The sequence below is a fragment of the Empedobacter sp. EJD.6dd genome, assembly GCF_057369435.1.
Map to the genome: position 1 here is coordinate 1,986,039 of NZ_CM170667.1, position 25,858 is coordinate 2,011,896.

Annotated in this window: 33 protein-coding genes; 1 reads left to right on the forward strand and 32 read right to left on the reverse strand. The window is 31.6% G+C overall.

The features are described 5' to 3' along the window. Nucleotides 1-225 precede the first annotated feature (225 nt). From AC2I98_RS09415 to AC2I98_RS09560, 30 genes are all read right to left on the reverse strand, one after another. Nucleotides 226-681 (reverse strand): hypothetical protein, encoded by a 456-nt coding sequence (locus AC2I98_RS09415; RefSeq protein ID WP_486411442.1) that lies wholly within the window; start codon nt 679-681, stop codon nt 226-228. Nucleotides 682-712: 31 nt separating this feature from the next. After that, nucleotides 713-1,033, reverse strand: a complete 321-nt coding sequence (locus AC2I98_RS09420; RefSeq protein ID WP_486411443.1) for a hypothetical protein — start codon at nt 1,031-1,033, stop codon at nt 713-715. A 3-nt stretch (nt 1,034-1,036) separates the two neighbouring features. Continuing rightward, nucleotides 1,037-1,255 carry a hypothetical protein gene (locus AC2I98_RS09425; protein ID WP_486411444.1) on the reverse strand — a complete coding sequence of 73 codons (219 nt, stop codon included), beginning with the start codon at nt 1,253-1,255 and terminating at the stop codon, nt 1,037-1,039. 253 nt (nt 1,256-1,508) lie between these two features. Next, nucleotides 1,509-2,231 (reverse strand): hypothetical protein, encoded by a 723-nt coding sequence (locus AC2I98_RS09430; protein ID WP_486411445.1) that lies wholly within the window; start codon nt 2,229-2,231, stop codon nt 1,509-1,511. A gap of 131 nt (nt 2,232-2,362) precedes the next feature. Next, nucleotides 2,363-2,842 carry a hypothetical protein gene (locus tag AC2I98_RS09435; protein WP_486411446.1) on the reverse strand — a complete coding sequence of 160 codons (480 nt, stop codon included), beginning with the start codon at nt 2,840-2,842 and terminating at the stop codon, nt 2,363-2,365. 10 nt (nt 2,843-2,852) lie between these two features. Continuing rightward, nucleotides 2,853-3,638, reverse strand: a complete 786-nt coding sequence (locus tag AC2I98_RS09440; protein WP_486411447.1) for a hypothetical protein — start codon at nt 3,636-3,638, stop codon at nt 2,853-2,855. After that, a complete protein-coding gene (locus AC2I98_RS09445) occupies nt 3,625-4,179 on the reverse strand; it encodes a hypothetical protein (RefSeq protein WP_486411448.1) in 555 nt (184 codons plus the stop codon). Before AC2I98_RS09445 ends, AC2I98_RS09440 begins: the two co-directional genes overlap by 14 nt. 84 nt (nt 4,180-4,263) lie before the next feature. Then, on the reverse strand, nt 4,264-4,842 hold the full coding sequence (locus AC2I98_RS09450; protein ID WP_486411449.1) for a hypothetical protein: 579 nt from the start codon (nt 4,840-4,842) through the stop codon (nt 4,264-4,266). After that, the gene (locus AC2I98_RS09455; RefSeq protein ID WP_486411450.1) at nt 4,835-5,311 is read right to left on the reverse strand and encodes a phage holin family protein; all 477 of its coding nucleotides are present in this window, start codon (nt 5,309-5,311) and stop codon (nt 4,835-4,837) included. The genes AC2I98_RS09450 and AC2I98_RS09455 overlap by 8 nt, the downstream gene beginning before the upstream one ends. Before the next feature lie 90 nt (nt 5,312-5,401). Next, complete coding sequence (locus AC2I98_RS09460; protein ID WP_486411451.1) at nt 5,402-8,104, reverse strand: hypothetical protein; 2,703 nt, start codon at nt 8,102-8,104, stop codon at nt 5,402-5,404. A 3-nt stretch (nt 8,105-8,107) separates the two neighbouring features. After that, a complete protein-coding gene (locus AC2I98_RS09465) occupies nt 8,108-8,698 on the reverse strand; it encodes a hypothetical protein (protein ID WP_486411452.1) in 591 nt (196 codons plus the stop codon). Nucleotides 8,699-8,751: 53 nt separating this feature from the next. Next, nucleotides 8,752-9,198: a hypothetical protein gene (locus AC2I98_RS09470; protein WP_486411453.1), complete on the reverse strand. Its 447-nt coding sequence runs from the start codon at nt 9,196-9,198 to the stop codon at nt 8,752-8,754. 30 nt (nt 9,199-9,228) lie between these two features. Continuing rightward, nucleotides 9,229-10,104, reverse strand: a complete 876-nt coding sequence (locus AC2I98_RS09475) for a DUF6712 family protein (protein ID WP_486411454.1) — start codon at nt 10,102-10,104, stop codon at nt 9,229-9,231. 50 nt (nt 10,105-10,154) lie between these two features. Beyond that, nucleotides 10,155-11,489, reverse strand: coding sequence for a hypothetical protein (locus tag AC2I98_RS09480; RefSeq protein WP_486411455.1), 1,335 nt, complete (start codon nt 11,487-11,489; stop codon nt 10,155-10,157). Next, a complete protein-coding gene (locus AC2I98_RS09485) occupies nt 11,489-11,809 on the reverse strand; it encodes a hypothetical protein (RefSeq protein ID WP_486411456.1) in 321 nt (106 codons plus the stop codon). The genes AC2I98_RS09480 and AC2I98_RS09485 overlap by 1 nt, the downstream gene beginning before the upstream one ends. Before the next feature lie 301 nt (nt 11,810-12,110). After that, nucleotides 12,111-13,634, reverse strand: a complete 1,524-nt coding sequence (locus tag AC2I98_RS09490; RefSeq protein WP_486411457.1) for a hypothetical protein — start codon at nt 13,632-13,634, stop codon at nt 12,111-12,113. Further along, complete coding sequence (locus tag AC2I98_RS09495) at nt 13,627-14,211, reverse strand: hypothetical protein (protein ID WP_486411458.1); 585 nt, start codon at nt 14,209-14,211, stop codon at nt 13,627-13,629. The genes AC2I98_RS09490 and AC2I98_RS09495 overlap by 8 nt, the downstream gene beginning before the upstream one ends. 56 nt (nt 14,212-14,267) lie before the next feature. Continuing rightward, on the reverse strand, nt 14,268-14,471 hold the full coding sequence (locus AC2I98_RS09500) for a hypothetical protein (RefSeq protein WP_486411459.1): 204 nt from the start codon (nt 14,469-14,471) through the stop codon (nt 14,268-14,270). 72 nt (nt 14,472-14,543) lie between these two features. Next, entirely contained in the window at nt 14,544-15,890 is a 1,347-nt protein-coding gene (locus tag AC2I98_RS09505) for a DNA modification methylase (RefSeq protein ID WP_486411460.1), read from the reverse strand. Nucleotides 15,891-16,047: 157 nt separating this feature from the next. Continuing rightward, nucleotides 16,048-17,091, reverse strand: a complete 1,044-nt coding sequence (locus AC2I98_RS09510) for a DNA cytosine methyltransferase (RefSeq protein ID WP_486411461.1) — start codon at nt 17,089-17,091, stop codon at nt 16,048-16,050. A gap of 216 nt (nt 17,092-17,307) precedes the next feature. Then, nucleotides 17,308-18,003, reverse strand: a complete 696-nt coding sequence (locus AC2I98_RS09515) for a hypothetical protein (protein WP_486411462.1) — start codon at nt 18,001-18,003, stop codon at nt 17,308-17,310. A 67-nt stretch (nt 18,004-18,070) separates the two neighbouring features. After that, nucleotides 18,071-18,355, reverse strand: coding sequence for a hypothetical protein (locus AC2I98_RS09520; RefSeq protein ID WP_486411463.1), 285 nt, complete (start codon nt 18,353-18,355; stop codon nt 18,071-18,073). 10 nt (nt 18,356-18,365) lie between these two features. After that, on the reverse strand, nt 18,366-18,938 hold the full coding sequence (locus AC2I98_RS09525; RefSeq protein WP_486411464.1) for a hypothetical protein: 573 nt from the start codon (nt 18,936-18,938) through the stop codon (nt 18,366-18,368). Between the two features lie 4 nt (nt 18,939-18,942). Then, nucleotides 18,943-19,425 carry a hypothetical protein gene (locus AC2I98_RS09530; protein WP_486411465.1) on the reverse strand — a complete coding sequence of 161 codons (483 nt, stop codon included), beginning with the start codon at nt 19,423-19,425 and terminating at the stop codon, nt 18,943-18,945. Nucleotides 19,426-19,429: 4 nt separating this feature from the next. Continuing rightward, nucleotides 19,430-20,443 carry a hypothetical protein gene (locus tag AC2I98_RS09535; RefSeq protein ID WP_486411466.1) on the reverse strand — a complete coding sequence of 338 codons (1,014 nt, stop codon included), beginning with the start codon at nt 20,441-20,443 and terminating at the stop codon, nt 19,430-19,432. An 8-nt stretch (nt 20,444-20,451) separates the two neighbouring features. Next, nucleotides 20,452-20,871, reverse strand: coding sequence for a hypothetical protein (locus AC2I98_RS09540; protein ID WP_486411467.1), 420 nt, complete (start codon nt 20,869-20,871; stop codon nt 20,452-20,454). 8 nt (nt 20,872-20,879) lie between these two features. Then, nucleotides 20,880-21,695: a S49 family peptidase gene (locus AC2I98_RS09545; protein ID WP_486411468.1), complete on the reverse strand. Its 816-nt coding sequence runs from the start codon at nt 21,693-21,695 to the stop codon at nt 20,880-20,882. A 58-nt stretch (nt 21,696-21,753) separates the two neighbouring features. Beyond that, entirely contained in the window at nt 21,754-21,996 is a 243-nt protein-coding gene (locus AC2I98_RS09550) for a hypothetical protein (protein ID WP_486411469.1), read from the reverse strand. Between the two features lie 2 nt (nt 21,997-21,998). Beyond that, nucleotides 21,999-22,454 carry a hypothetical protein gene (locus tag AC2I98_RS09555; RefSeq protein ID WP_486411470.1) on the reverse strand — a complete coding sequence of 152 codons (456 nt, stop codon included), beginning with the start codon at nt 22,452-22,454 and terminating at the stop codon, nt 21,999-22,001. Nucleotides 22,455-22,481: 27 nt separating this feature from the next. Next, nucleotides 22,482-22,967, reverse strand: coding sequence for a hypothetical protein (locus tag AC2I98_RS09560; protein WP_486411471.1), 486 nt, complete (start codon nt 22,965-22,967; stop codon nt 22,482-22,484). Nucleotides 22,968-23,880: 913 nt separating this feature from the next. On the opposite strand from AC2I98_RS09560, the gene AC2I98_RS09565 reads away from it, so the two are divergent. Then, nucleotides 23,881-24,117, forward strand: a complete 237-nt coding sequence (locus AC2I98_RS09565) for a CsbD family protein (RefSeq protein WP_486411472.1) — start codon at nt 23,881-23,883, stop codon at nt 24,115-24,117. Between the two features lie 42 nt (nt 24,118-24,159). Here AC2I98_RS09565 and AC2I98_RS09570 read toward each other — a convergent pair whose 3' ends face one another. Then, the gene (locus AC2I98_RS09570; protein ID WP_486411473.1) at nt 24,160-25,284 is read right to left on the reverse strand and encodes an N-acetyltransferase; all 1,125 of its coding nucleotides are present in this window, start codon (nt 25,282-25,284) and stop codon (nt 24,160-24,162) included. 45 nt (nt 25,285-25,329) lie between these two features. Continuing rightward, complete coding sequence (locus AC2I98_RS09575; protein ID WP_486411474.1) at nt 25,330-25,851, reverse strand: DUF4833 domain-containing protein; 522 nt, start codon at nt 25,849-25,851, stop codon at nt 25,330-25,332. Between the last annotated feature and the right edge of the window lie 7 nt (nt 25,852-25,858).

Here is a 25,858-nt window from a genome sequence, read left to right on the forward strand (position 1 = left end):
AAAAAGGTAGCTTTAAAAATTTATTTCTTTCTGAAAAATATGAGAAAAACAAAATAACATAGTATTAAAAAAGAGATGAAATAACTAAACTCAAAACCAATAGAGAAAGTTTCACCGATAAATGAAGTAATAAATATAAAAATATACGAAATCAATGGAAAAGCATATACTACGATTCCTATAACAATTAAAGAGTATATTAAATTTTTCATAAACACAAGATAACTAATTTTCTAAAATTTTCTTTACTTCAAAAAGTAATTCTTCAGAACGAATTTTAGTAACATTTTCCATCACAAAATCGACTACACCAGAATTTTCTATTGCTGAATTAATGAAAGGCTGTGCTTTCACTTTCATAACATGAGATTTAAAACCATACGTTATATTATTTGGTTTAGTTCTTACCCTTGTCCCTCCAGCTCTTATTCCATCAACACCAAAATGTTGTACAAATCCATGACGAGCCATTTTGATTGCCAAACTTCTCATGTAAAAAACTTGATTATTATTTCTTTTTAATCCGTATTTTTTAACACTAGCTTTCGCTGTTGCATCTTTTAAAGACACTTCATTATTATCTCGATTAATATGATTTTGAAAACCCGAAGTTTTTTGACGCAAAGAAGCTTCTAACATTTGCTCGGCTTTATCCGCTATCTCTTTTTCTGTTTTGTACATAAAATTAGAATTATGCTAAAAATTTTAGCAATTATAAAATCTCGTATAAGTTCCAGATCAATATACGCCCAACTTCGACATCATCGTATTCTGCTTTTATTCCTTTCTTTTTATCGGCTTGTACGATACAAACTCTTTCCATTAAAATCTTTTGTTTTTGCTGAAATCCTAATTCAGTCAAAATGTCAAATACATCGTGTTCATCAATTGGATGTTCAGGAATCACACCACGAAACCAATTCCACATCTGTTTTGTTGTCGCTTCGTAAACAGGTAATACTTCTCCGAAAATACTTGTTGGCTCATAATATTTTGCCAAAACTGTTTTCATTGTTTCTTTATAATCGTGCATAAGTTAATTCGTTACGCAAAAATTAGAATACTTTAAATTATATAAAAAGACCATTTTATTGTAAGCTCTTTTAAAATCTGATCCATAAGCAAATGAAGTTCTCCCAGTGGATGGAGAGTTGAAAGATACATAACATGCACCGTCTTGTGTACGTGATGTTGTTAGAGCTCCTTTGTTTTCTTTTAAGAAGTTTGTTCCGTTTGATTTTGTTAAGTTTCGCATATTTATTTGTTTTTAAATTCCCATAAAAACACGAATGAAAAAGAAAACCTTGACTTTCGTGTAAAGTTGCGAAACTTAACAAACCCCAAGGGAAATGTACACTACTTGCCAAGGCAATATGATAAAATAATATTTATAAAAGTTGGAAATTTTAAGACTTCCCTTGTCTGTTTATTAAGTTTCGCATAGCAAATATATGTAAAATAACTTTTATTAAACAAAAAATACGGAAGAATTTTCCGTATTTTTAATTTTATTTTTTCAGTTTATCAAATAGTTCTAAAGCTAATCGAATAGATTTTTTAGTTTTATCAGACATAACAAAATCATTTACACTATCTCCCGAAAGCCTAACATCTACTTTATCAGTATTTATTATCTCTCTCAAAGCCTCTAACATTTCAACATCACAAACAACATCAGACGTTTCATTAACATATCCATTACCGACATATCTTTTTGTTTCACCAGCCTTATATTCAAGTTTTTTCCCATTATAAAGAATTATAACTTTATCAAAAAATATCCAACCAGCTCCATGATGCTCCATCACTAAATGATACTTCATTGAACTTTCTTTAACTGATAAATAGGCATATTTTGAAGTACCCGAAACTTTTGGAGTATAAAAAGTTATACTTCTAAATTTATCATCTTCAATTCTATATTCTTTCAAATCTTCTTTTGATAAATCAGATTGTTTTTTTGCTAAAACAATATTATTGTCTTTTGCAATTTTATCGATTGCCGCATAATTATTTAAAACAGCTACTACAGAATCAGCAGATTTCTTAATTTTTTCATTTTTAGAAATCGCACCCAAAACCATTATATCAACAATAGCTTTTGCTTTTTCATTGGGTTTTGTTTTTGCGGTTGTAATTAAATCTTTAAGCTTTTGATACTCATTAATACTGTCCTGCGCACTAACAACAACAGTAAATAACAATACTGTAAAAAATAAAAATTTCTTCATAGTTTATAATTTCTATAAAAGTAAATAAAACCACAATAGTAAGAATACGGTTTTACGTAAAAAGCAGAGAAGGACATTAATGCCCTTCTCTAAAAGTTTGTTTCCGTAAAAAACAATAACACAAAAAACCGTTAACAAACTTTGTCTATATCTTTCCAATCCATTGGATCAACTCTTAATAATTGTTTATTTCGTAGATTAAAAAACACTTCAACACCAAAATCTGAAGCTGAAAGCTCAACTGGAGAAATCTCTATCGAATCTTTTATCAAAGAATTATACAGGAAATGTTCCTCGTTGTGATTATCATACTTTACACGCGACATCACTTTAATAGCTATTTGTTCTGCAATATCAATTGTATTATATTGTGCTTCAAAATCATCATTATTCACTTTCGTGAACATAATCGCAAAACCAATTTGGCGCACTGCAATTGTATTTTCTTCAGGCCCATCGAAACCTAATTTATATTTGAAAAGCGTTAAATTCGGAGAAGCTAACTCGTTCGTATAAGCCGCAGTTCTATTTGCCCATTCGCGCTGAAAGAATCCTACAAAATCATTCAAAAAATTTGATTGTTCAACCAAATTTTCGAAATAATCTTTCATTTTTTTATAACTATTTGCCTCCATTTGCTGCTGCATTTTTTGCTTTGTGATATAAAATACTTTCTGACAGTACACCCAAGAACTCATAAATACGAACTTGATCGGCATCTTGTTTTTTCCCTAAAGGCTGAAGTTCATCCATTGCCATACCTACAATAATTTTATCGAAAGGCACAAACACCTGTTCTGTATTCTTGAAAATTGGTTTCAATTTTTCCTCTTCAGATTCTTCAGAAGCTTTTGGAAAAACAATTGGAAATTTATCTTCGATGTACATTCTCGTGAATAAAAAAGCAAGCGCAATCGCCTCCATTTGTTTGTGTGGTATTTTATCAGTAATTCGAGAAACATCTATCAAATCTAATTCGTCAAACTTTTCATTTTTACGATAAAGTGTCGCAATCAAACGTTTTAAATTCAATTCCGATTTGTCGTTGTACCAAAAATGAAAAAAGGTGTCAATAGTCGAAAATTGGCGGATCGTAATATTTTCTATTCGGTCGGATGGTTTTATTAATCCAGGTATTTCAGGAAACTTATAAAAATCCATAGACGTTTGTAAAAATGTGACATGTTTCTCCAGCTCAGAAATTGGAACTTCAGCAATAATTTGCTTGAATCGTTTCACATCATTGTAAGAATTTGAATTCTGATAACAACGTAAAATCATCTGAACATAAGATTCTGTGAAATCTTGCGGATCAGCGTGATTGAACAAATGCGCAATTTCTTGCGCCTGCCAATCGTTCAATTCATTCCACGAAGTAGGCACTTTTATGGCTTTAATTTTTCCCATTGAAAACGCGTTGAATGAAAGATTGAAGTTTTGAATCTTTGAATTTGACTTTATAGACAAGCATTAAAATAATGAATAAAGTTGATCCTATACCAAACCAAAAACTGAATCCAAAATCTTTTAAAGTTTTATCTTTCTTTTTTACTTTGGTAACATATGTTGTGTGCGTCTTGTAGGTGGTATACGTTTTGTAAGTAATTTCAGATTTATATTTCGTATTAATTTTGTTGGAGATGACTTCTTTTATTTTATCTGAAGAAGTAGATTTCTCTTGATTGAGATTTCCTCCAGATAAAAAAAACTCTTCCGTTATTCCGTTTTTAGTGTGCTTAAAAATTAACGGAATAATATTTCCCGAAGCATCGAATAACGGTTGATAATTCAACTTAAACAGCTCCGAAAATTTATCATTCGAAAAGTCGTAAGTCGAATTTTCTTCCTGGTTAAATTCCATTTTATTTTTCTCAAAACCTTCTGAATTCACAATAGAATCGATTTCCGTTTTTTGTTTTTCAGTAAATTCTGATTTTGTTTTCTGCAAGATTCTGCAATTCGAAAACAGCAGACAAACCGAGAGAATTGCAAGAAAAAAAGCTATGCGTTGTAAAATATTATTTCTCATTGATTAAAATTCATTGATTAAACAATACGACATCACTTGTTGTAAGCGTGTCAAATTCATTAATTCTTTATATTTCGGAATATTATTCACGACTTGACAACCTACACTCCAAGCTCCGATATTTGTTTTCTTAGTTCTCGAATCCAAATTATAATCAGATGGATGGAAATTGATCCCGCGATTAAATTCTTCAGAAATAGAACCAGCATCACCAGACTTTTTATTTTTATTACGATCACGAATTAAATCAACTCCAGAAGCTTGACGATACGCAATTACTTTTCCGTTGTGTAGTCCACGCTCCCAAAGATTGTAATACCACTTATCAGCTACCACAACAGCAACACCTCGTTCGTTATATTGCTCAGGATTTAATAATCCATTCGCTCCAGGATTTGTAGTTCCACTCATTACCATAATAAACTGTTCTCCTCTAAATATGTAAAATTTATCGTCGAATTCATTGAAACGATCTTCCTTGGATCTAACTCCCAAAATCCAATAGTTTTCAGGAATTTTAATAAAATTTCGTAATTGACGAACTCGCATTAAAAGCTGCGCATCGGTATAATTTTTAACCATTATTTTGATTTTTATCGTTCAACATTTTATTTATAGCATTCAATGCAAGCTTCCTTATCCAATTGATAAACATGGAAATGATATCGACATTTTCAACTCTTTTTTTATTTTTGATTGAAAGAAAATTTGCCAAAATTGAAAGGCATTCATTTGCTAAAAGAAGTCGAATAGCAAAATCTGCTAAAAGGATGAAATTAAAATTCAAAGCCATAGCCAAAACAGCTACAGTAAAAGGAATAATGAGAATAAGCATCTTTACAAGAAAGCCTAATAAAAATGTTTTTTTCTTGAATTTTACGCCTAAAACAAGAGAAGCTGTAATTCCAAATCCCATATCAATAAACATTGCAACACATAAAAAAATCGCAAAGTCATAGTTGATATTTATTAGAACTAAAAAGCCATAGAATAAACATTTAATTATATTGGATGTAGCTTGGTCTGATCCGAAACATTCGTATAATTTCATCTATTTAAAATTTATACATCAAAAATGCTGAAGAAGTAGAGGAGAAGAAAGGACATAAAAAAAACCACCTCGTTTGAGGTGGTTTTTAGATTATTTTATTTTTAAAACAATAAATGTTGTTTGACCTTCTACATAATTAGCATTTACAATTAGATTGTTATTATAAATGTCAGTTACTAGATTACAATTAGAACTTTCAACAACTTCTATTTTCTTTCCGTTCAGAGAATTTTTAATTTCAACTATATCATACATACTTGCAGAATAGTCCAAAATAACATATTCATTTTTGTTATATTCAAAGTTAAACATCGATAATCGTCCATCTTTTCGTGTTTTTGATAAATCCGTATAAGCGCGATATAAAACTGCATTATATGCTGTGTTTTCATTTAGAGTAGTTCCAACCTTAGAACCTTCAACGCCGTGCGGGTAAACTTTTCCCGTATTATTCCGAATTTCGAATGTAGACGTAGCAAAATCTTGTAATTTCTTTCCGACACCGTAATCCTTGAGAAAACCTATCACAAAGCCAGTGTTATTGAAGTATTGGATCACTCTATTGACAGGGTTGTTTTGATCTGCCCAATTTGAAGATTTCGTGTACAACGCTGGTACTGATGTACTCCATTCAACTCCTAAAGGCTTACGAAAATCATATCCATTAATAGGTAATGAGTTCGGAATATAATATGAAACAATGTCAGAAGTTGCACCTATTTTTTGGGATTGAGAAAACATAAAATCTGCAAATACTAAATTTTGATTTGTGTTAAAATTTGCATTTACAATACAATTCCCATTAGCGTCAAAACGATAATGATTGTAAACTGTGAACATTTTCCCACCTGCGTAATTTGGTGTCAATGTTCCTTGATTCAAAACCAAATTTTGGACGAAATCATAAAAATTAATGAATGAATACGATTCTATTACATCTAAATATTCAGCGTAATATGTCCCGTCTGAAGAAATTTCATCCTTACCATTTAACAGAACTTTTACAGATTTATTAAAAGCTCCTGGATATTGATCTGAAACTACTGAAGAAATAGTCAAAGTTTTATCACCACGAGTAATTGTTCCCGCAGTAATAGCTGTAATTGTATAGTTTTCTCGTGTGCCCGTTGGAACAGAAAAAAATGATAAAGATGTAGTAGAATTTATCTTAATCAAAATATACTTTAATCCATTTGAGTGTGTCCACTCCGTACCAACATAACTATTATCTAAGCCATGTTCTACTGATATTGTTGCAATATTATAACCTTGTCCGTGATTTGCACCTAAAGTAGTTCCCATAACGTGCACAGGAGCCACATCATCGGTATTGTTTACATTAACGCTTTTAAAAGAAGTATTTGTGAAATTAGCAATTAAATTCCTGTTGTAGTCTAAATTAAATGTAATCGAGCCATTTGGATTATTAATTTTTAAAACAGATGAAGTTTTCGTAAACACAAGACTACCACTACTTTTAATCAAGTTTTTAATATCCTTAATATTAGCTAATGAACTATCTAACTTTTTTTCAGTAGTTAAATTGTTTACAGCTTGATAATCTGTAGCAGCGTAATAATATTCAAATGATGTTACTTCAAATAAAAATAAACCTTGATTAACTGCAATATTTGTGTTAAGAATAGAATATCTCACATATTCAGCATTAGCTGGAGAAGTAAAAGTATTCACATTGTCAAGACCCGAAACAAAAGATTTGTTAGCGTCGTAAAATGCCACTTTACGCATACTTTGAGTACCTCCCGTATTTATTGCTTTATACTTTGTAGACGGTGAAATTTTAATAAAATAAAAAGTGTTATAACTCGCCGATGATCCCGTCGTAGTTAATTCTCCAGTAGTATCTGATACTAATGTACCAGGAACAATAAGAGTAGGATTAACTAGATTTGTTGAATACGATTTAACTACAGATATTTGTTGAGTAACATCCTTTGCGTGATCATAATCTACGAGTTTAGTATTGATCGTACTAACGGAATTTTCAACCTCTGTTAATCCTTCTACATTAGATTTTTTTATTTTCAAATAAGGAACATAAGAAGTAGCTATATCAGAAAGCTCAACCATAACGTTAGTCCATTGAGTGTTATCATTAGTCAAATTAATCACTATATAAGCACAATTAGCAGGAATCGTAATAGTACCTATGTTAGCAGAATTATAGCCGATACATTGTTTATTTGCATCGTAAAAACCTACACCTAATCTATTTTTATTTCCCGAAATAGTTATTTTTTGACCTGCAGTAACCGCAATGAAATTAGAACACCACCAACCTGAATTTGCTGTAGTTGTAACTAGGTTTTGAGTTTGTGATGGCTGGTAAGTATCTTTCAACACATCATTTGTGTTGAATAAATTTTTAGTCCTTAAATTTTCTGTTGTATATTTTGTATTTATATTTTCAAGTAAGCTTATTCTATTATTGACAGGTGTCAAGTCCTGAATTGGAATCTTAACCTCACTTTCTAATTTCCAAGCAGTACCGATTTTTCTGAAATCTGTTAAATAACCAGTTTTAGCGGTCAATCCATTTGCATAAATCCCTTCAGTTTTTGCACGCCAAACACCATCTACCAAAGCATTTATTGTAGGTAAATCTTGAGTGATTTCGATTGATCCGTTTATACCAGTCCCTATGTCTTCAAATGATTTTTGTGTGTCATCCAAAACACTATTAAAAACCTCTTGTAAAGCAGTTGCAGAAGTACCTTCTCTTTTGCCAGGAACAATTTTTTCCTTAATATTTTTTTTTGCGTTCTCAAACATAAATTATGTAAATTCAAAATTAAACTCGTCCGTAAATTCTCGTGTGAATACGCCTTGATCAATCCAACTATGTTGATTTCCGAAATAGAAGATTGGAGAATTGCTTGTAATTTTTACAACAGCTCCAGAATTATCTTCATATTTTTTTTGAGTAGAAACATCAGCATTATCAATAAATGCACGATTGCGTAAATTACCAATCACCCAGTTATTCCCAACAGCATCTACCACTATAAAAATCATCGGAGTGTTTTTATGTGCTTCAATAAATCCTAAAACTTTTGCTCGGAAACCAAGAATCAGAAATTCTAATTCTGTTTTTGATTTTTTGCGTTGGAGTGGTCCTGATAAAGTTTGTTTCAATTCGTTTTCACCAATCAAAACATCAATGCTATTCCAACCACCACCACGGAATTTGATTCCGTTTTGCGCAATACTTACAAATTCTTCGTAGGCTTTGGATTGATTTGGTAAATCTATTTTTTCAAAATATGAAGCTGGAGCATAATAGACTTTTGTCTTTATCCCAGATGCAAAATTGTCTTGTGGACAATGCTTTAAATCCTCTACGTTAACACCTTCAAAACTGTTCATCACAAGACAAAAAAAAGACTACATAACGTAGTCTAAAAGGACGGATTTAATACTTACCAATCACCACTTGAAGTCGAACTATCATCGTAAGAACTACTCGAATCGTAGCTCGTAGAATCTGATGGAGAGTTATAACTATCATCTATCCAACTTTGATGAATTTCACGTTCTTCAGAAATTCCTTTATCGTGTGAATCATCAATTCTTCTATCTTCTTCTGTGTATTCAGGTTTTTGGAAATACTCTTTTTTAAAATCTTCTTGAGGTAAGCTTTTCAATCTTTCTAAATATTGTTCTGAAGGAGAAAGAATATTTTGTTTAGAATCATCAACCCAAATAGCCTCACCGAATGGTCTACTCAATACAAGTATAGAATCTGACATATCAACATTATCATATTTAGGATTATTATATTTAAAAACAATGCCTTTTTTATGTTCTGAAGAAACTTTCGTTTCTCTATTTTTCTTTTTACCAAAAATTCTTTTTAACCAATTCATTTGTAATTTTTTGTTTAATATAAAACTTTCTTACAGAAACAATCCTGATTGTTTTGCTCTTATTTTATAGGCAGATTTTCCTTTAGTATAACATGGAAATTGATTCGGATTATTTTTGATAAAATTCGTAACCATTTTCAAACTATTTTCTGCTAAATACAAAAAGTTTTGCCCAGCAATTAATTTTGATTGTGCATCCAACACCTGCGATTTTTGCCAAGGTAATTCCTCATACTGAATAACAACTGCGTTTTGCATAAAAACGAAACGAGGCAATAAACTCGCATAATGCAACGCATAGAACACTATTGCTGAATGAAAAGCTTCTTTCAAATCTTTGTCTTCTAAAATCTGATCAAAACATTCTTTGTCTATTAATTCTGATACTTTCAGATTAATTGCTTGCTTAATGTACGGCTGAAGCAAAGAGAACACTTCGACAGAATGATTAATCGAATAAATTTGATTAAATACTGATGGAGTAGAAATATAGTCGTTTATCGTTTCGAAAAATGGAAGTTTATTTTTCAATTCTTCATTTTTTGAAATCAACTCAATCGCATTTGAGAAAAAATTATCTCCAGCTTTCAACAAAGCCAATCCCAAATCTCGAACATCCCACCAAGGAGCAGTTTTCAATTTATCTTGAGAAAATTGTTCGATGCCTGTGCTACTAATATGAACTTTAATTTTTGGTATATTGAAAACAAAACAGAAATGAACCGCCGCTTTTGTCAATAATCTGAAAATTTCAGGTTGAGAAGTTTCTATCTCCAAATAAATTTCTTTAGGAATAAATTCGAAAATTTTTCTAAAACCTAATTCTTGATCAACCAATCCCCAATCAAATGTTTTTGGTAGAATTAAATAATTTTTTAATTCATTTTCGTAGATAAAATACTCCATTTTTATAACTTTTTTTTTGTCCCTTTTTCACGCAATTATTTTACGTTTATTTAGTTAATTATTTTCTCTTGTCCGTTTGGATTTTTATCCAAAGTTGTTAAGTTCATCATTGGATATTTTCCAAAAACTGTCGGGTCCCAATTATTCCAATATTTGATGTTTTCAAAAATTGCCAACGTACGCATTTGCTTAATCGGAAACTTAGCACAAAGGATTGTCCATGCCTCACGTTTGTCAGAACCTGAACCGCTCAACGATTTACCGCCAAATGCTCCACCATTAATTAAACACGGATCAACTCCCATCGGTGTCAAAATCTCATAATTAGCAGCAGAACCATCTAACAAGAAATCACCGTTTGATTGTGGCTGTGGAACTTCCTCAATTTGAATTCCTTTTATTTCTTTACCAGTATCACGATCACGGAAAAATGGAGAGATTAACGATTTACCAGAACCTTTATTTGATTTTAATTCTGAATCAATAAAATCAATTAATTCATCTCGTTTTGCTTGACGCTCTTCAGTAGTAAAATTATTCCAATCCTCACCATATACATGCGCAAAGTAATCATCAGCTATATGAATAATATATTTAATGTTCAATTGTTGTTCGAACATTAATTTTTTGAATTCAGGAAGCGCTAACACAACATCAATCCAACCATTTTTAAATGATGAATGCCAACCTTTAGAAACATAGGTTTTTTCAACTAAAAGTGTCTCGATGATTGGAATAGTGAATTCAAAAATTTTCTTTTCCTTACAATAATCTTTGATTTCGTTGATTGGAATGCTTGATGAAAAACAAGGAATAACAGATGTATTGTCTTTCTTATGATTTTCCCAATCTGTATTTACACCTATATTATTTATAATTCCATTTTTATCAGGAACTTCAAAACGAACGTCTGCTGTTTTTGTACGACGAACCGATATAATCTTATCACCATTTGGAGACAACAGATAAGTTGGAAATGCCATTCCCCACGTCTCAAAATCGACAATGATATCAGAATTGACTTCGTTATATTTTGTACGAATCAAAAAATCATTGATATCAGGAAAAGAAGATGGAAGCCGCTCACGGAAATTAATTCCGTCTTTAGTTTCAATCCCTTGAAAAAGTTGAAAACCCGAGCCGAAATGAGCAGAAACTAAAACATCTACACCACCAATAGCAGCACCAGCTTTTTTAAATTTTTTCGCAAAATTTTGAGGATACAAATTGTCATCGCCCCAAGGCAACCATTTATTATCAATTAAAGTATCAACATTGTTTTGCTTAAAATTGGTGTGTTTTGGCTCATCTTTACTTTTATTAAATAAAATAGCCGCACCATTTTTACGACCACCTACTGCATATATTCCTTCAGAAACTTTCATTATAATATGACATCTAATCCGTTAAACTTGATAATGAAAAGAATGTGTATTTTCTTAATTCCTTCATTCGTCTTAATATTTCGCGTTCTATTTTTCCAATGATTTGGATTTTTAAAATCAATATCTTGAGATAATCGAACAACGCCTGCAGTTTTTGACGGTTGCATTAAAGTTGCATTTTCGTAGGTTACGAATCGACCTCCTGATTTATTTTGCGTGTTGAAAGTTCGAATTGAAATCGTAAAAGGAATCGGATTTTTTCGCTCGTCCAATTTTCGCATTTCGTTGAGAACTTGACTCAATAAAATTGATTTTTGCATAGTGCGAATATTGTTCGAACACCTTTCAAATGAAAGGACTAAACTTTTACTTATCAATTTACACCCCTCATTCTCAATATTTTTTTGCTTTATAATTGAGTATCAAAAAAATAAAGAATCAAAACCCTTATGTATTCTCAAAATGTAAGGTTGACCCACACAGCCGCCTTATTCATTTCTACAATTGCAGTTTTCAAAAAAAACGATATATGTAACAGCAAACCCGCTATATAAGCGGGTTTTATTGAAATTTCATTAAAAATTCGAAGAAAATTTGGGAAATCCGATCAAAATCGGACCATTATCCATGTAGATTCGTAACCAAGTACGATGATTGATACCTTGAGTCTATCAAATGCCAGAACTGCCAATATAAATTGTAATCTAACGTATCCGAGAAATGTGTTGCATGTTCCTGAAGTATTTTTTTACTTCGTTCGCTCGACTTATCTTTTTCGAAAGCATCATCACCTTTCAATGGAGCATTTTCCATTGAGATTATAAGATTAGGACAATTGTCTGCATTAATACGGACAACAGGTAATCTCAAATCATTCTCTGCGAAAATATAATTGATTAATTTATATTTTGCTAAATGCCCTGGATTATTAGTATTAGGAGTTTTATCCGTTACTTTCCAACCTGCAGCTCGAAGTTTATTAATAACATCTTCAACTAACGTCGTCTTACTATTCGCTTCCTTCTTGGCTCCCGACTTGTCACGATAGATGTGTATCTCTTTACAAGAAGCTTTATGTGGTTCATAGTAATCAATAAAATCTTGCACTACATCATCTAAGATGTCCGGGTGTTTACGATAGAATTCTTTAATGAAGTTGACAGTATTCAACGACTTCAAATGTTGAGATACTGTCATACAGTTAATCTTTCCACCAAAGTCAAGATTCATTTGCAAAGGAACTCCACGTACTAAATCATTATCATATTGACATGTCGGTTTGAAATCATTCAGCGGTGGAACTAAGAAGTCTTTATCTTTTTTATAATAATGCTTAGTTGCTTTTAATTGACCATAAAATCCATCTTGCACACCTTTCGGTCTAATGTTAAGAATTTCTGCATTGAATAATGTTTGACTCAACGCTTCCTTCTGCATATCTTGAATCCAACCTTCTTTTAGATTATGAGCATTAACAAAAGCATTAGCTTTAATAAACGCGTACTTGTGCGGTTCTTTTTCTGCTAACTTCTCACGTTTCGTAAACCAATCACCCGTCGCAGTCATTGCAACAGAAGAAACATAAATCTGTGCATGAGCCATTGAAGCTTTAGAAAATATTGTCTTTTTAGCACGATTGGTTGTGATAACATTGTTGTATAATCTCTCGTAAGTCAATAAAGCCGCTTCGTCGCCAATAATCCAATAAGCATTCAATCCACGACCTGAGTTTGGGTTATCCAACGAAACCATAACCGCAATTGTTCCATTACGGAAATGAATAACATTATTCCAACTATCTGGAGCTTGGAAAGGCATCTCAAAACCTAAGTCTTTACCACAACGCCCAACAACATAATCAATACCTTCAAATAATCCCCACATTTCCATACCTTCCTTGGTAGATGGTAATGTTCGCGATTTAATTTGTACGAAAGTTTCTCCAACAACAATACCTGTTGATCGAGGCATTTGTTTAACAGCTTCTTTGATAAACCAACCAATTACGGTTGACTTACCAGTTCCACGAGCTGCCTCTATAGTAATATTCGGAATTTTAAGTTTTTGATTTGCCAGCACCGCAGATGCTTGCATAAGGTTTAATTCTACTACCTTAGATGCATAAGGCATTAAAATATTACTCATCTTGATATTCGTCCTCGTCTTCAGGTTCTACAACTTTGAAATCGACATCTTCAGCTCCAATATTATTAAAGTCTAATACACCATCACCTGACAATGTTTTGGATAATAATTTTGTAACATTACGAGGAAGCTTAATGATATAATTAGAAGCTTCTAATTTCTTAGGATCAACTTTTTGAACTGTATCATGAAAATCGTATAAAGACTTAGCTTGAGTTAATGCTCTTGTTGCTGCATCAATATCTCCTTTTTTTAAAGCCATTTGATATAGGTTATCAAACTTTTCTCTAAAAACCATTCGTTCGGCAGCAAGATTTACCTGGTCTAAATCACCAAATAAATGCATTGCTAATGGATAATATCTGTATGCTGTAGAAAAAGAGATCGGATAATCTCTCTCAATAATTTGAATAATCTGATGCTTAGTGTATTTATTATTGATTCGTAAACTCCAAATATGCACTAATATATCTTTCAGCTTTAAATCTTTATCTGAAAGCTTAACGGAATTTTCATCTATATACCACGCTTTTATACGTTGATACGAATTATCTTTTGTAAAATTCACAATATCCATACAACGAATTTAGAAGCCTAAATCCGCTGTTTAAAGGACATAAAAAAAGCCTCTAATTAAGAGGCTTGTAATTCTAATTGTCTTCTAATTTCTTTCCAATTCGCTGTATACTTATTGATTGTAACTGGAGCTTTTCCTTCAGATTTATCTCTATCCCAAATTTTTAATATTTCTTTATTCGAATAACCTTTAAAAGATAAAGCTTCATAATCATTAATATTGAAATGAGAGTGATTTAAAATAGCCTTAGATAATTTCATAATACATTGATTTACTTTTGTTTACACACCTAAGTACGGTAATCTTTTCGACCGTTGCAAATTGTTTGCAAACTATTTCAAATCAAATTCTTGTATTTCTTCAGCTGATAATTTTCGACCATTTCGGACCACTTCGTAAGCCAAATTATTTTCTTTCATATACGAAACCCAACGACGTATAATGACGTCAACAAAACGTGGATCTAATTCAAATCCTCTACAATTTCGCCAGTTCATTTCCGAAGCAATCAAAGTTGATCCCGAACCGAGAAATCCATCAAAAATAATTTGATTTTGCTTTGATGAATTTTTAATCAAATAACCAATCAAATCAATTGGTTTCATTGTTGGATGATCCGCATTTCGTAAAGGTTTATCAAAACTCAAAACTGAAGATTGTTTGCGATCACTATACCACGGATGCGCTGCCTCTTTATTCCAAGCATAAATCATACATTGATGATCATCTTCAGGAATTTCTTCTTCACAACAAATCACCGGTTCATGTTGCATATGATAGTCAAGTCTTCCAAGAACAAACTGATTCTTTACCCAAATTAATGTCGATGAAATTTTAAACCCTGCAGATAACATTGCATTTCTAAAATTCACAGCTTCAGAATCAGAATAAAAAACATAAGCAGGTCCACCTGGAGAAGAAAACGAATAAGCATTCGAAAAGAAATCAAACAAGAATTGATAGAAATTATCATTCGACATTTTATCATTTTTGATTTTCAATTTGTCTTTTGTTCCTCCTTGATAATCGACATTGTATGGCGGATCAGTCACCATCAGATTATATTTTTCCACTCCAAATACTTTATGATAACTATCTGCAGAAGTCGAATCGCCACAATAAACAATGTGCTTTATTCCTTTGTCTTTCGAAATTAACTCATAATAATCTCCTTCAATGCAGTTTGGTTGCACAGGTAAATCTGCATCAAATTCACCTTCATTCTCGGGTGGCAAAACTGCATTTTGTTGCAAAAATTCATCAAAAGCATCTACATCCATTCCAATTCCTTCTAAATCGATATCCTGGAAAAACTCTTCGATTTTGCTCCAATCAAACTCTCCATTGTTAATGTTTGATCGTAACATATATTCTTTGAATTCCTCTTCAGATAATTTTCTATTCGGAATTCTTACATCAACTACATCATTTCCACGCTCTAATATATATAGAGCAGCAATACGTTGATGTCCTGCTATCAATACATTATCAAAATCAATGACTGGAATTTCAACCAGATTAAATTTTTCTAAACTCAACTTTAATTTTGCCAATTCTTCCTCTGAAATTTGACGAGGATTAAAATCGCACGGAATCAATTCCGATACTTTTCGTTGTACCGTGTACCATTCTAACGGAGCTAAAACGTTTTCTTTCTCCGAAAATTTGTCATTGTTCATATTATACATAAATTTGCTCATCTCACTTTTCAACTAATAAAGACTCCAACATAGAAGACTTAATCAGTCCTCCGCGTGGGAGTCTTTATGCTCTAAAGTTTGAAAGGTGAGATGTTTAAATTTTTGCGGAGGACGTTTTTAACCGCTGAAAACCAACCTAATTTTTATAAAACCATTGGCTTTTCATTTTCTCTACTATTGAATAAATCATAAAAGGAGGAACACTCATTCCTGTTATGTATCTTGTATCATATCCACAGAAATCATAATCTTCAGGAAAAGATTGCATCCTTCTAAATTCAGTCGTATTCGGACTTCTTTTTTCTTCATAATACACCGTAGCCCCTTGACTAACTATTGTTCCAGGAACTTCATGATCATAAAGTAAAAGTGTTGAGAAAAAAGCATTATAAGTCTCAAGATTTCGATATCTTGCATCTGCGAACTTCAAATTCTGATCACCATATTCAACAAAAGGAAGCCGAACCTGAATAGATGGCCAAAGTTCTTTTGATGGTCCAGTTTTACAACCTTTATCCGCAATTTCTCCAAATGGAATTGGCTTACAATTAAAATCAAGTTGGAGAGGTTGAAGTTTCAAATCTTTCCGACGAGCAATAAAAAATATTCGTTCGCGAGCTTGAGGAACTCCCATCGTAGCAGAATTTAAAGTAAAAATCTGAACATCATAACCATAAGACTCCAACCGCTCATAAATTTCAATAGCATATGCTTTTGCTTTACCTGCAATTATTCCAGGAACATTTTCTAAAATTGCAGTTTTTGGCTTTAGTTTTAGAATAGTCTCACAATAGATAAAAACTAAATCATCTAACGTCTGAACTTTTTGACCTTCCTTATATTTCCGAGATTTTCCCCAATCTTTTTCACGATTACCAGACATCGAAAAAGTTGTACAAGGTGGAGAACCGTCCAAAATATCCAAATCATACAGTTCATTTGGTAAATCTTTTCTTTTATTAAATTCTCTAATATCTTCATTATACAAATGTTTTGGCTTATGATTTTTTCTATAAATCTCACACATCCGTTTATCTATTTCCACACCTCCGAGATGATGACAACCAGCCAATTTATAACCCATTGTAGAACCACCGCCACAAACAAAAGTTCCAAATACTTTTAAATTATTTTTTGGCGGATAATCTTCTTTTCTCCAGTCTATTTTTAAACTTCTCATAATCTTTTCTTAATTCCTCAATCATTATCTCACGGTTCACAAATGGACGTTGAGACTTCCTTTTCGTTATTTTACGTATCATTCTTTCAAAAAAAATTAAGGCATAAAAAAAGCCCCGCATTTGCGGAGCCTATTACTCATAAAGTCTTAGAAATGGTGAGATGGAAAATTAGAACTCAAATAAAGCTTGAGATAATATAATCTGAAAGGACAGAATTATTTCTTCAATAATTCCAATATCTTATTCTCATCCAAAATAAATTCCTCCAGCTGTTCTTTTTTCATTTGTATAGAAGCATATTTTTTATTGTAATTCTGATCAGAAATAGGAGGTAGTTCTTTTATTTTTTTCTCAATAGTTTGACGACGACGACAAATCAATGAAGCCAAATTTCTACGTTCCTGGTCCAGTTCTAATGGAGTGAATTTTGAATAATCTTTTTTTGATTCTGTTGGTAAAATTCGTTTGTTTTCTAACCAATAATCAAGTGATTTTTTATTGATATCAATTTTTGATATTGATTTAATCATCTTTAATTGTAATTGATAAGCATCATCAACATCCAATGGAACAACATCATTTAACTGAATTTTATAACTACAAACTTTTATCCAAGCATTGTAACATTCTTGATAAGCAGAATGTAATTCGGTTGGATATTGCGAGATAAATCCAAGAAATGCAGGCTTTGTTGGTTGAGAAGCTTCAATCATCTTTTGCGAATTCTCAAAACTATTCTGTATAGCTTCCAACACAACTTCTTTCAGATTTTTCTCCTTTGGTTTTTGTTGAGAAATTAAATAACTAATTTTTGCACGGTTTTGAATCGTTGGTAAACGATGGCGATTTGCAATTTTAGAATCTCCTCCGTTCTCGAGATAAATTTTTATATTTTCTTCGTGTGATCTCATCTTGTATGATGTAAAAAAACCTCGCTATTTGCGAGGTTTAAACCTAAACTACTATATGAATGAAATTCTATTTCGCTTTGCGAATGGTTGAATTTAAACTTTTTAAAACTTCTTTCAAAACTTTTAATTCCGAACTATAATTATGTGGTTCTCGAATCTTTATCAACTCATTAATTTCGTTAATTGATTTAGATTCTAACAACACAACACCTTCTTTTGTTAGTTCAAATTCTCCAGCTCCTTTACTCCATAAATCATAAGCTTCATCTGGTATTGATTTTAATTTCAATTTAAAATTTTGCCCAATAATTACAGAACCAACAGGAACTCTTAATTTAAATTTATTCTCCATAATATAAAGTTTAACCACCAACTGGAGGAACAACAGCATCAGGTGTTACTGTAATTGTTCCTGCATAATAGTATGGTTTTGTGTTTGCTGAAAATGTTCCAGATACTCCTGAATTATCTTCATACTTTTTACCAGTAGTTCCGTCTGCCTTAGAAAACATTGCATCAGGAATAGCCCATAATTTACCAGTACTATCTGGTACAACTAATAATAGAGGTGTGTTTTTATGCGTATCGACAAAACCAATATTATCAACTACGAAATCAGGAATCAAACAATCAAAGTCTGTTTTCATCTTCTTGTTTCCATCAGCTCCAACTAATGATGGTTTTAATTCCCCTTCATCCTTCAAGATAACGATTTTCTTAAAACCTTTCTCAGCTGTGACTGGAGTAATACCTGCAGCCAAAATAGTTATGCGTTCTGCATAAGTAGACTCGTTTTTTACCGTTGGATAAGTAATATTAACTTGCGCCATCGGAATATAATAACAAACTAACTTAACACCTCCAACCGTGTCATTATTTGGACAATAGTTCAAATTTTGAGTTGGTACATTTTCGAATGAACAATCTTCTGCCATCGTATTATTTTTTAATGATTAAACTTGAATTTCCTCCGATAAGCTGAAGCTTCAACTCATCATTTTTTGCAATTTCTTTTTGAGAAACTCCCTTTCCATTCAATAAAATAGATTGAGGTGCGCTTTCTGAGAATTGATATTTTTCACCTTCAAACTCAAATGAAGCTGGAGCTGCTTTTTTCTCTGATTTTACTTCAGATTTTTGTTCTAAAGCTTTTTCACGAGCTTCTAAATCAGTTTTTTCTTTCTCGATTTCAAGTGATAACTCTGCTAAATTCTTTTTCGCAATATTAAATTCAGCTTTCTCTTTTTCGAAGTTTGATTTTTCAGTTTCAAAAGCTTCTTTTTCCTCCTCGAATTTATTTTGCTCTAAAACAAAATTTTCTTGAGCTTCAGAAACTTCTTGAGCCATAGCTTTCAAGCCTGCCTCTTTTTCGATAAGCTGCTCCTCAGTTAGAGGAACAGCTTTTTGTGTATCTTTTGCCATAAGATTATACCGTTAGCGTTAATTCGTTAGGGTAATACAATGCGTTTTGTTCAGCATTGTTCAATCCGCGTTTTTTCAACGCATCCGATGTCTCAACAAATACATATTGATTAACTGCGAAATCATATCCTAAATGGAATTGGATAAAGATTTTCATCACATAATCTTGCACCTGAACATCATCGATTTGCGCTGGATTATCTTTACGATCGTAAAGGCGGAATAAGTTTCCATCAACCCAAGCAATCATTTTCGTTAATCCAGGAACACCAATTAAATCACGTCCATATTTCGTTTTTTTACGATAAGCCGCGTTATAGTCTACTACTTCGTTTGCAGGCGTTTCACGCTCTTCTACGTAATCAAAGAATAATTCCAACGGAACTAAAATTTGAGAAACAGCTACACCTTGAGGTAATGCACGCTCGAATGCATTTACTTTTGCTCCTGGAGCATTTGCCAACGATGCGTCAATAGGAATTAAAAATCCAGGATTAACTGTATCAGTTGAAATTCCATTCACTACTTCATCAATTCCGTTCATGATTTTACGTAAATCAGGACTTGACGAACCAACCTGAGTTGCATCATATTTCGAAATAATAGTTGCAGCTGCTAGTTCTGAAGTAATTTTGGAACCAATCATTTCAACTAAATATTTTGAAATTGGCATTTCAGCTGGAGTTTTATCCTCTTCGTATAATTCTTCTTCCCAAGTTCCATAAACATCGTATGGATTAACTCCGAAGTTTACTTTCAAATGGTAGTTTTTTGCTACTTTGTTATTGAACTGTGCTGTTCCATAATCTGTCCATTTATCTGAAAACGCTTGTAACAAATTCGTCATCAAAATAGATGGAAACGACCATTGACCTTTAACTTTTGCTAAAGGTTTTGCAAACTGATTCAACAAAATTTCTTTTGATAAAACAGCAGGATTTAATGCAGTTGGTTTTGCATTACCATAGCGAATCACTTCATTTTTGATCGCATCAACGTTTATACTTCCTTTTGCCATTGTGCTAATTATTTATTGATTTGGTTGTGTTCAGCATTTGGATCAAAAAAACCTTCTTTCAATCCGTCGCCTTCATCTTGTTTATCTTTTCCGTCCGTTTTGTGGATTGAATGAGAATTCGTTGCCTCTCCATACTCTGTACATTTTGCACTCAAAGCTTCTACAGCTTCAGCAACAGTTTGTCCTTCTACAGTCTTTAATCCGTGTAATTCGAAAGCAGCAGTTAATGCTTCCTGGACCGCAGTTTCATTTGCTTGAAGAGTTGCTAATGTCTTAGCATCTTCAGCAGAAGTTTGTTTTTCTAAGGCATCCTCAATTAATTGAAGTTCCTCTTCTTTTAGGCGAACATGTTTTTCTCCTTTACCAAAAATGTTGGTAGAATGAAAAACAAATGCTTGAATACCTAAAACAGCTAATACTCTTTTCATATGATTATTTAAAATTTATTTAAAGCAGATTCCAGAGTTCCTATTTCATCGATTAATCCAACCGCTAAAGCTTCTTTCGGTCCATAAGTTTTACCTTTGAAAACCAGTTTATCATCTTGAATAGATTCACTAAGATTTTCTTTCATTCGTGCAATAAAATCTTCTGTTAACACACGAAGTCGTTCCTCGTAAGCTTCTTTGTTTCCCGCTTGTAATTCACGGAACTCTTTGTTTTTTTCTGTAGATTGCGGCGCATATAATTCATAAATAGTTGCACCCCATTTTTCGAACATTGCCGAAAAATCTTGATATGACATCATCGTCCCGATAGAACCAATCATATCTGCATATGGAGAAGCCATACGCATATTTGCTCCTGAAGCGATATCCATGGCAGCAGAGCACATATAACCATTCGTAAAAGCAATTGTTGGTTTAGAAAGACTTTTGATTGTTGCAGTAAGTTCAGCAGTTCCAGACACCATTCCACCTCCAGAATCGATGTTCAAAACAATTCCCGAAACTTGCGGATGTTGATCCAAATTTTTCAGAATTGAAATCATGTCTTGCGTACCTAAATAGTAGTAAGAACTATACTTCATGATAGGACCGCTAATATTGAATACAACAGGAAAAACATCAGCTCCTAAATCTTGTGCTTTGGAAGCTTGTAGTTCTATATTTTTTTGTGCTTTTTCAACAATTTTCTCAGCAGACAGAAAGTCTTTTTGCTGATATCCTAAAATGATAGTAGGAATTATCGACAATAGAAAAGCCTTGTCAATGGCTAAAGGTGTGTTTATAAAATTATTTTGTCCGTGCATTCTAACAGAATTTCACGGACAAAAATGTTATTTGAAGTAGGTTTTAGAAAGGACAGAATTACCAAGAAATCACATAGAGATATCCATCTTTTTGATTGTATTTATCTTCTACTTTATAACCTTTATCTTTAAAGAATTGTAAAACATTTTCTTTCACAAAACAATAAATTGTAATTGCAGACTCACCAATATTAATAGCATGATCAATACCTTTATATATTTCAGATTTTTGAAAATTAAAATCTTTATCAATAAATTCTTCTGTCCTTTTACGTGCATATTCGGAATCAAATTCTAACATATTTATAAGCTTTTATATTTTGGTTGAATAATAGACTTTCCAGAAATTGCAATGGTATATTCATCGCTTCCTGAATTATCATTTTTAGTGTTGTCAATAAATTCGACTTTCAGCAGTTCTCGATCATTCCCAAATAACAACTGTGCTGTATTGGTAACAAAAACAACCGCAAATTCTTCTTTATTCAAGTTATCAAAACAAAAATCAACAGTTTCTGTAGATAGATCCAACAATGGGAAATTAGCATCCAACTCGAACAGGTAATTATTATTTTGCGTCTTTGTAGGGATTTTATGCGAAAAGCTTTCTGGAACAACATCAAAAGAAATTAAAGCATTCATTAATTCAGGAATTATACCTTCCAAATTATTAATGTAGCTTATTGAAGTAGCTTTATAAATAATCACCTTCCTAATTTCACGGAAAAATGATTCAGATTTATTGTCAAAATGTTTCATGTTTTAAACTTTTTTTTTGTCCCTTTTTCACGCAAGGTTTTTCAAGTTTTTTGTTAATTTATCTTTCACGCGATAAAAATGTTTTTGCAAAGATTCATACGTTAATTCCTCTTCAGTAATATTATATTGATCTAGAAAATTCAAAAACGTTGTTTGATAATCTATTTCATACAATTCTTTATTTACTAAAGCTGTAACGTATAATTCTTCTCTTATAGATTTATCAATTGCCCGAACTATTTTGTGCAACTTATTATCATTAATTTCAAATCCTTTACGAGTTGCTTTATTAACTGAAAGATTTATATTGAAAATCTCAGATAATTCCTTGTAACGATAATATTTACTCAACTCTTTTTTTCTATATCGATAAACGGCATAATTCTTAGTCATGAGAGTGTTGCAAATAGCCATGCCAAACAAAGTATTTTCTTTCAAAACGAAATCATCTCCATATTTGGCTACAAGAATTTTTTTCAAATATTTAGGAACTGGAAGCTGAAGTTTGATCATAGTGAAGTATTAGTGATTTCGCAAGTATAGTAAAATTTAACCACCAAATAAAGTATATAACTTCCTTCAGAGTAGGTTTTATTTTGTAATTCTGTAAACCTTAGTCTACATAAGACTTAGGAACGAAAATCAATTTTGTAAACCGATTTTTAGCGGTTTTGTAATTTTTGTAATCCCTAATTTATTACAGAAATTTTTGTAATATAAATTTTATTACAAAAAGGAAAATAAAAGTGTAATATACATAAACAGAGGTTTCGCCTACTTTATTACAGAATTACAAAATCAAATTTACTTTTTAATCTTTTGGGGTTTCGGGGAAACTTGAAAACGCTTGCGCGGAGAACTTATGAGCAAAATAGTTGTGTAAAAAAAAACCTCACAAATAAATGTGAGGTTAAACGTTGAACACACAACGATGGAAGCATAGGAATTTTTATTTTAAATGTGGGTAAGGGTGTTAATTATGGGTATGCAGATTTTTTTAATTTTATCATTAAGCAGTTTTTGAAATTCGGTCAATCCACAGAAATAATTTTTCTAAGTGTTCGGTTGATGACTCGTTGTGGGTACTAAAAAGGTTTAAACAAATTGTTTAAACCTTTTTTTATGGTTTATTGTTTTTACAACCATTTGTGATAAATTTCTTAAATTTAGCTCATTATTTGGTTATAAGTTGGTTTGGTATGTATTCTAAAAGAAAAAGAAATTTAAAATCTGGTGGGAGAACTATTCCCATTTTTGAATTTATAGTAGTTGTTATCATCATTATTGTATTAATTTACTTCGCTGTTTTCTAAACTAGAAAACGCTAATTTTAATTTAACATTTATTTACAACTCTTTCGTAATCTATGGTTTAATATTTGTTCTAATAAATTATAATCTATTAACAACTTATAAAAACAAAAATTATGGACAAATTACAATTAGAAGGAAAATGGAATCAAATTAAAGGATCAGTAAAACAAAAATTTGGTGATTGGTTTGATGATGATGATACATTCTTGAATGGAAAATTTGACGACATCGTTGGAAAAATTCAAGAAAAAACAGGAAAAACTATCGAAGAAATTGAAGGAACAATTAGAGATTGGGTTGATACGGATAATGATGCAGAAGACAATACGAAAAATCAGCCACAAGCTTAATTGATATATAAAAGGGTTAGAATTTGCGTTCTAACCCTTTTTTTAATTTTCTATATTTTTATAAAATGTTTTTCGTCTTTTATGAACAACTGGATCAAAGTTTTTCCATAATTGTTGCACTTTTGTATTCTCCTCTAACAAAGGATTTGTTTCTAACGTTTTGATTCCTCTTGTTACAAATCGATCATAAAGTTCTTTAAAAATTAGCGCGTTTACACCTTTATTTTGATAATGCGGATCTATTCCTATTAAATAAAATTCGACGTGATCATTCTTTTTTTGAGCTTGCATTAAATGCCACCAACCAAACGGAAATAATTTACCATTTGTTTTCTGAAAAGCTTTCGAGAACGAAGGCATTGTAATGGCAAAAGCGATCATTTTATTGTTTTTATCTTTTACACATGAAATAAAATCGGGATGAATAAATTTGAGATATTTCTGTTTATAATGTTCTACTTGATATTTTTCAATCGGAACAAAACTTTGCAATTCAGCATACGTTACATTCAACAAATCAAACATTTCATCTACATAAGGTAACATTTCATCAATCGAATTGAATTTGTACGTATCTATTTCATATCTTTTTTTGAGCATTTCGCATAATTTATCCATTTTTTCTACTGGAGCTAAATTTTCAATTTCAATCGAATATTCTAACCATTCGGCTTTCGGTAGATAACCTAGTTCTTGTAAATATCTTGGATAATATTCGTAATTATAAAGACCAATTAAAGTTGCCGTTTTATCAAATCCTTCTGTTAATAAACCAGCTTTATCCATATTCGAAAATCCCATTGGACCTTCTATATAGCTCAATTCTTTTTCTTTAGCTATGTTTTCAACAGTTGTTAATAAAGCTTTAAGAATGTTGATATCATCTTTAAAAACCAGCCATCCAAAACGAATTTTAGATTTACATAGTTCATTTACTTCCGTCCAATTGATAATTGATACCACTCGCCCTACTACTTCATCACCTTTATAGGCTAAAAAAAACTTAGCTTCTACTGTTTTAAAAATCGTATTATTGGGGTCGAAACTGGCTAATTCATCTTTTTTTAAGGTTGGTACCCAATATGGATTTCCTTTATATACTTCAAAGGGCAAATCGACAAATTTTTTCATATCTTTTGGCGACTTCACCTCTTTTATTGTTATCATATAGTATTTAAATTGTCTTCTAAATTCTAATTTATGAAGAATTTTTTAGAGAACAATTTTCTCGTGTATAGATTTTCCATTTTTATCTTTTCCATAAAATAAGATATGTTCAAGTTTAACCGAAAGCCCCGCTGTACCTTTTTTCTGTTTTAAAAAAACTCGATTTAAGGTTATCAACTTGTCATTGATAGTTGTTTGAACAATTGGATTTTTATCAGCATCAAGCTTTAAGATCAATTTTTGTTTTGGAAAAGAAACTAAAGTTAATTGATAAACATTCTTATCAATTTTCTGAATATCTAATCCGTAAGCCAATTTTTTTTGAATTGAAGTCAGAGGTTTCTTTTCTCCATTTTCTGCATATAAAATGCGATAGATATCAACTGGATTTAGCTCATCTAAGATTCCTTTCGAAGAAAAAATAGCATCGTAAACAAATGTGTTTTTATTCTCGTTATGTTGTATATAAAATAATCTATTCGCAGATTTTGGTGGTATTGGGTAACCATCTTGACCGAAAATAACAAGAGAGAAAAAGAAAGCAAAAAGAAATAAAATATTTTTCATCAACTAT

Coding starts and splice junctions, on each gene's coding strand:
- AC2I98_RS09515 (WP_486411462.1), bottom strand. CDS start 18,003: ATGAGATCACACGAAGAAAATATAAAAATTTATCTCGAGAACGGAGGA.
- AC2I98_RS09465 (WP_486411452.1), bottom strand. CDS start 8,698: ATGAACAGTTTTGAAGGTGTTAACGTAGAGGATTTAAAGCATTGTCCA.
- AC2I98_RS09565 (WP_486411472.1), top strand. CDS start 23,881: ATGGACAAATTACAATTAGAAGGAAAATGGAATCAAATTAAAGGATCA.
- AC2I98_RS09425 (WP_486411444.1), bottom strand. CDS start 1,255: ATGCGAAACTTAACAAAATCAAACGGAACAAACTTCTTAAAAGAAAAC.
- AC2I98_RS09435 (WP_486411446.1), bottom strand. CDS start 2,842: ATGAAAGATTATTTCGAAAATTTGGTTGAACAATCAAATTTTTTGAAT.
- AC2I98_RS09560 (WP_486411471.1), bottom strand. CDS start 22,967: ATGATCAAACTTCAGCTTCCAGTTCCTAAATATTTGAAAAAAATTCTT.
- AC2I98_RS09550 (WP_486411469.1), bottom strand. CDS start 21,996: ATGTTAGAATTTGATTCCGAATATGCACGTAAAAGGACAGAAGAATTT.
- AC2I98_RS09520 (WP_486411463.1), bottom strand. CDS start 18,355: ATGGAGAATAAATTTAAATTAAGAGTTCCTGTTGGTTCTGTAATTATT.
- AC2I98_RS09525 (WP_486411464.1), bottom strand. CDS start 18,938: ATGGCAGAAGATTGTTCATTCGAAAATGTACCAACTCAAAATTTGAAC.
- AC2I98_RS09510 (WP_486411461.1), bottom strand. CDS start 17,091: ATGAGAAGTTTAAAAATAGACTGGAGAAAAGAAGATTATCCGCCAAAA.
- AC2I98_RS09505 (WP_486411460.1), bottom strand. CDS start 15,890: ATGAACAATGACAAATTTTCGGAGAAAGAAAACGTTTTAGCTCCGTTA.
- AC2I98_RS09440 (WP_486411447.1), bottom strand. CDS start 3,638: ATGGGAAAAATTAAAGCCATAAAAGTGCCTACTTCGTGGAATGAATTG.
- AC2I98_RS09545 (WP_486411468.1), bottom strand. CDS start 21,695: ATGCACGGACAAAATAATTTTATAAACACACCTTTAGCCATTGACAAG.
- AC2I98_RS09540 (WP_486411467.1), bottom strand. CDS start 20,871: ATGAAAAGAGTATTAGCTGTTTTAGGTATTCAAGCATTTGTTTTTCAT.
- AC2I98_RS09570 (WP_486411473.1), bottom strand. CDS start 25,284: ATGATAACAATAAAAGAGGTGAAGTCGCCAAAAGATATGAAAAAATTT.
- AC2I98_RS09415 (WP_486411442.1), bottom strand. CDS start 681: ATGTACAAAACAGAAAAAGAGATAGCGGATAAAGCCGAGCAAATGTTA.
- AC2I98_RS09450 (WP_486411449.1), bottom strand. CDS start 4,842: ATGGTTAAAAATTATACCGATGCGCAGCTTTTAATGCGAGTTCGTCAA.
- AC2I98_RS09420 (WP_486411443.1), bottom strand. CDS start 1,033: ATGCACGATTATAAAGAAACAATGAAAACAGTTTTGGCAAAATATTAT.
- AC2I98_RS09480 (WP_486411455.1), bottom strand. CDS start 11,489: ATGAAAGTTTCTGAAGGAATATATGCAGTAGGTGGTCGTAAAAATGGT.
- AC2I98_RS09485 (WP_486411456.1), bottom strand. CDS start 11,809: ATGCAAAAATCAATTTTATTGAGTCAAGTTCTCAACGAAATGCGAAAA.
- AC2I98_RS09475 (WP_486411454.1), bottom strand. CDS start 10,104: ATGGAGTATTTTATCTACGAAAATGAATTAAAAAATTATTTAATTCTA.
- AC2I98_RS09555 (WP_486411470.1), bottom strand. CDS start 22,454: ATGAAACATTTTGACAATAAATCTGAATCATTTTTCCGTGAAATTAGG.
- AC2I98_RS09495 (WP_486411458.1), bottom strand. CDS start 14,211: ATGGATATTGTGAATTTTACAAAAGATAATTCGTATCAACGTATAAAA.
- AC2I98_RS09460 (WP_486411451.1), bottom strand. CDS start 8,104: ATGTTTGAGAACGCAAAAAAAAATATTAAGGAAAAAATTGTTCCTGGC.
- AC2I98_RS09455 (WP_486411450.1), bottom strand. CDS start 5,311: ATGAAATTATACGAATGTTTCGGATCAGACCAAGCTACATCCAATATA.
- AC2I98_RS09490 (WP_486411457.1), bottom strand. CDS start 13,634: ATGAGTAATATTTTAATGCCTTATGCATCTAAGGTAGTAGAATTAAAC.
- AC2I98_RS09430 (WP_486411445.1), bottom strand. CDS start 2,231: ATGAAGAAATTTTTATTTTTTACAGTATTGTTATTTACTGTTGTTGTT.
- AC2I98_RS09470 (WP_486411453.1), bottom strand. CDS start 9,198: ATGAATTGGTTAAAAAGAATTTTTGGTAAAAAGAAAAATAGAGAAACG.
- AC2I98_RS09575 (WP_486411474.1), bottom strand. CDS start 25,851: ATGAAAAATATTTTATTTCTTTTTGCTTTCTTTTTCTCTCTTGTTATT.
- AC2I98_RS09530 (WP_486411465.1), bottom strand. CDS start 19,425: ATGGCAAAAGATACACAAAAAGCTGTTCCTCTAACTGAGGAGCAGCTT.
- AC2I98_RS09535 (WP_486411466.1), bottom strand. CDS start 20,443: ATGGCAAAAGGAAGTATAAACGTTGATGCGATCAAAAATGAAGTGATT.
- AC2I98_RS09500 (WP_486411459.1), bottom strand. CDS start 14,471: ATGAAATTATCTAAGGCTATTTTAAATCACTCTCATTTCAATATTAAT.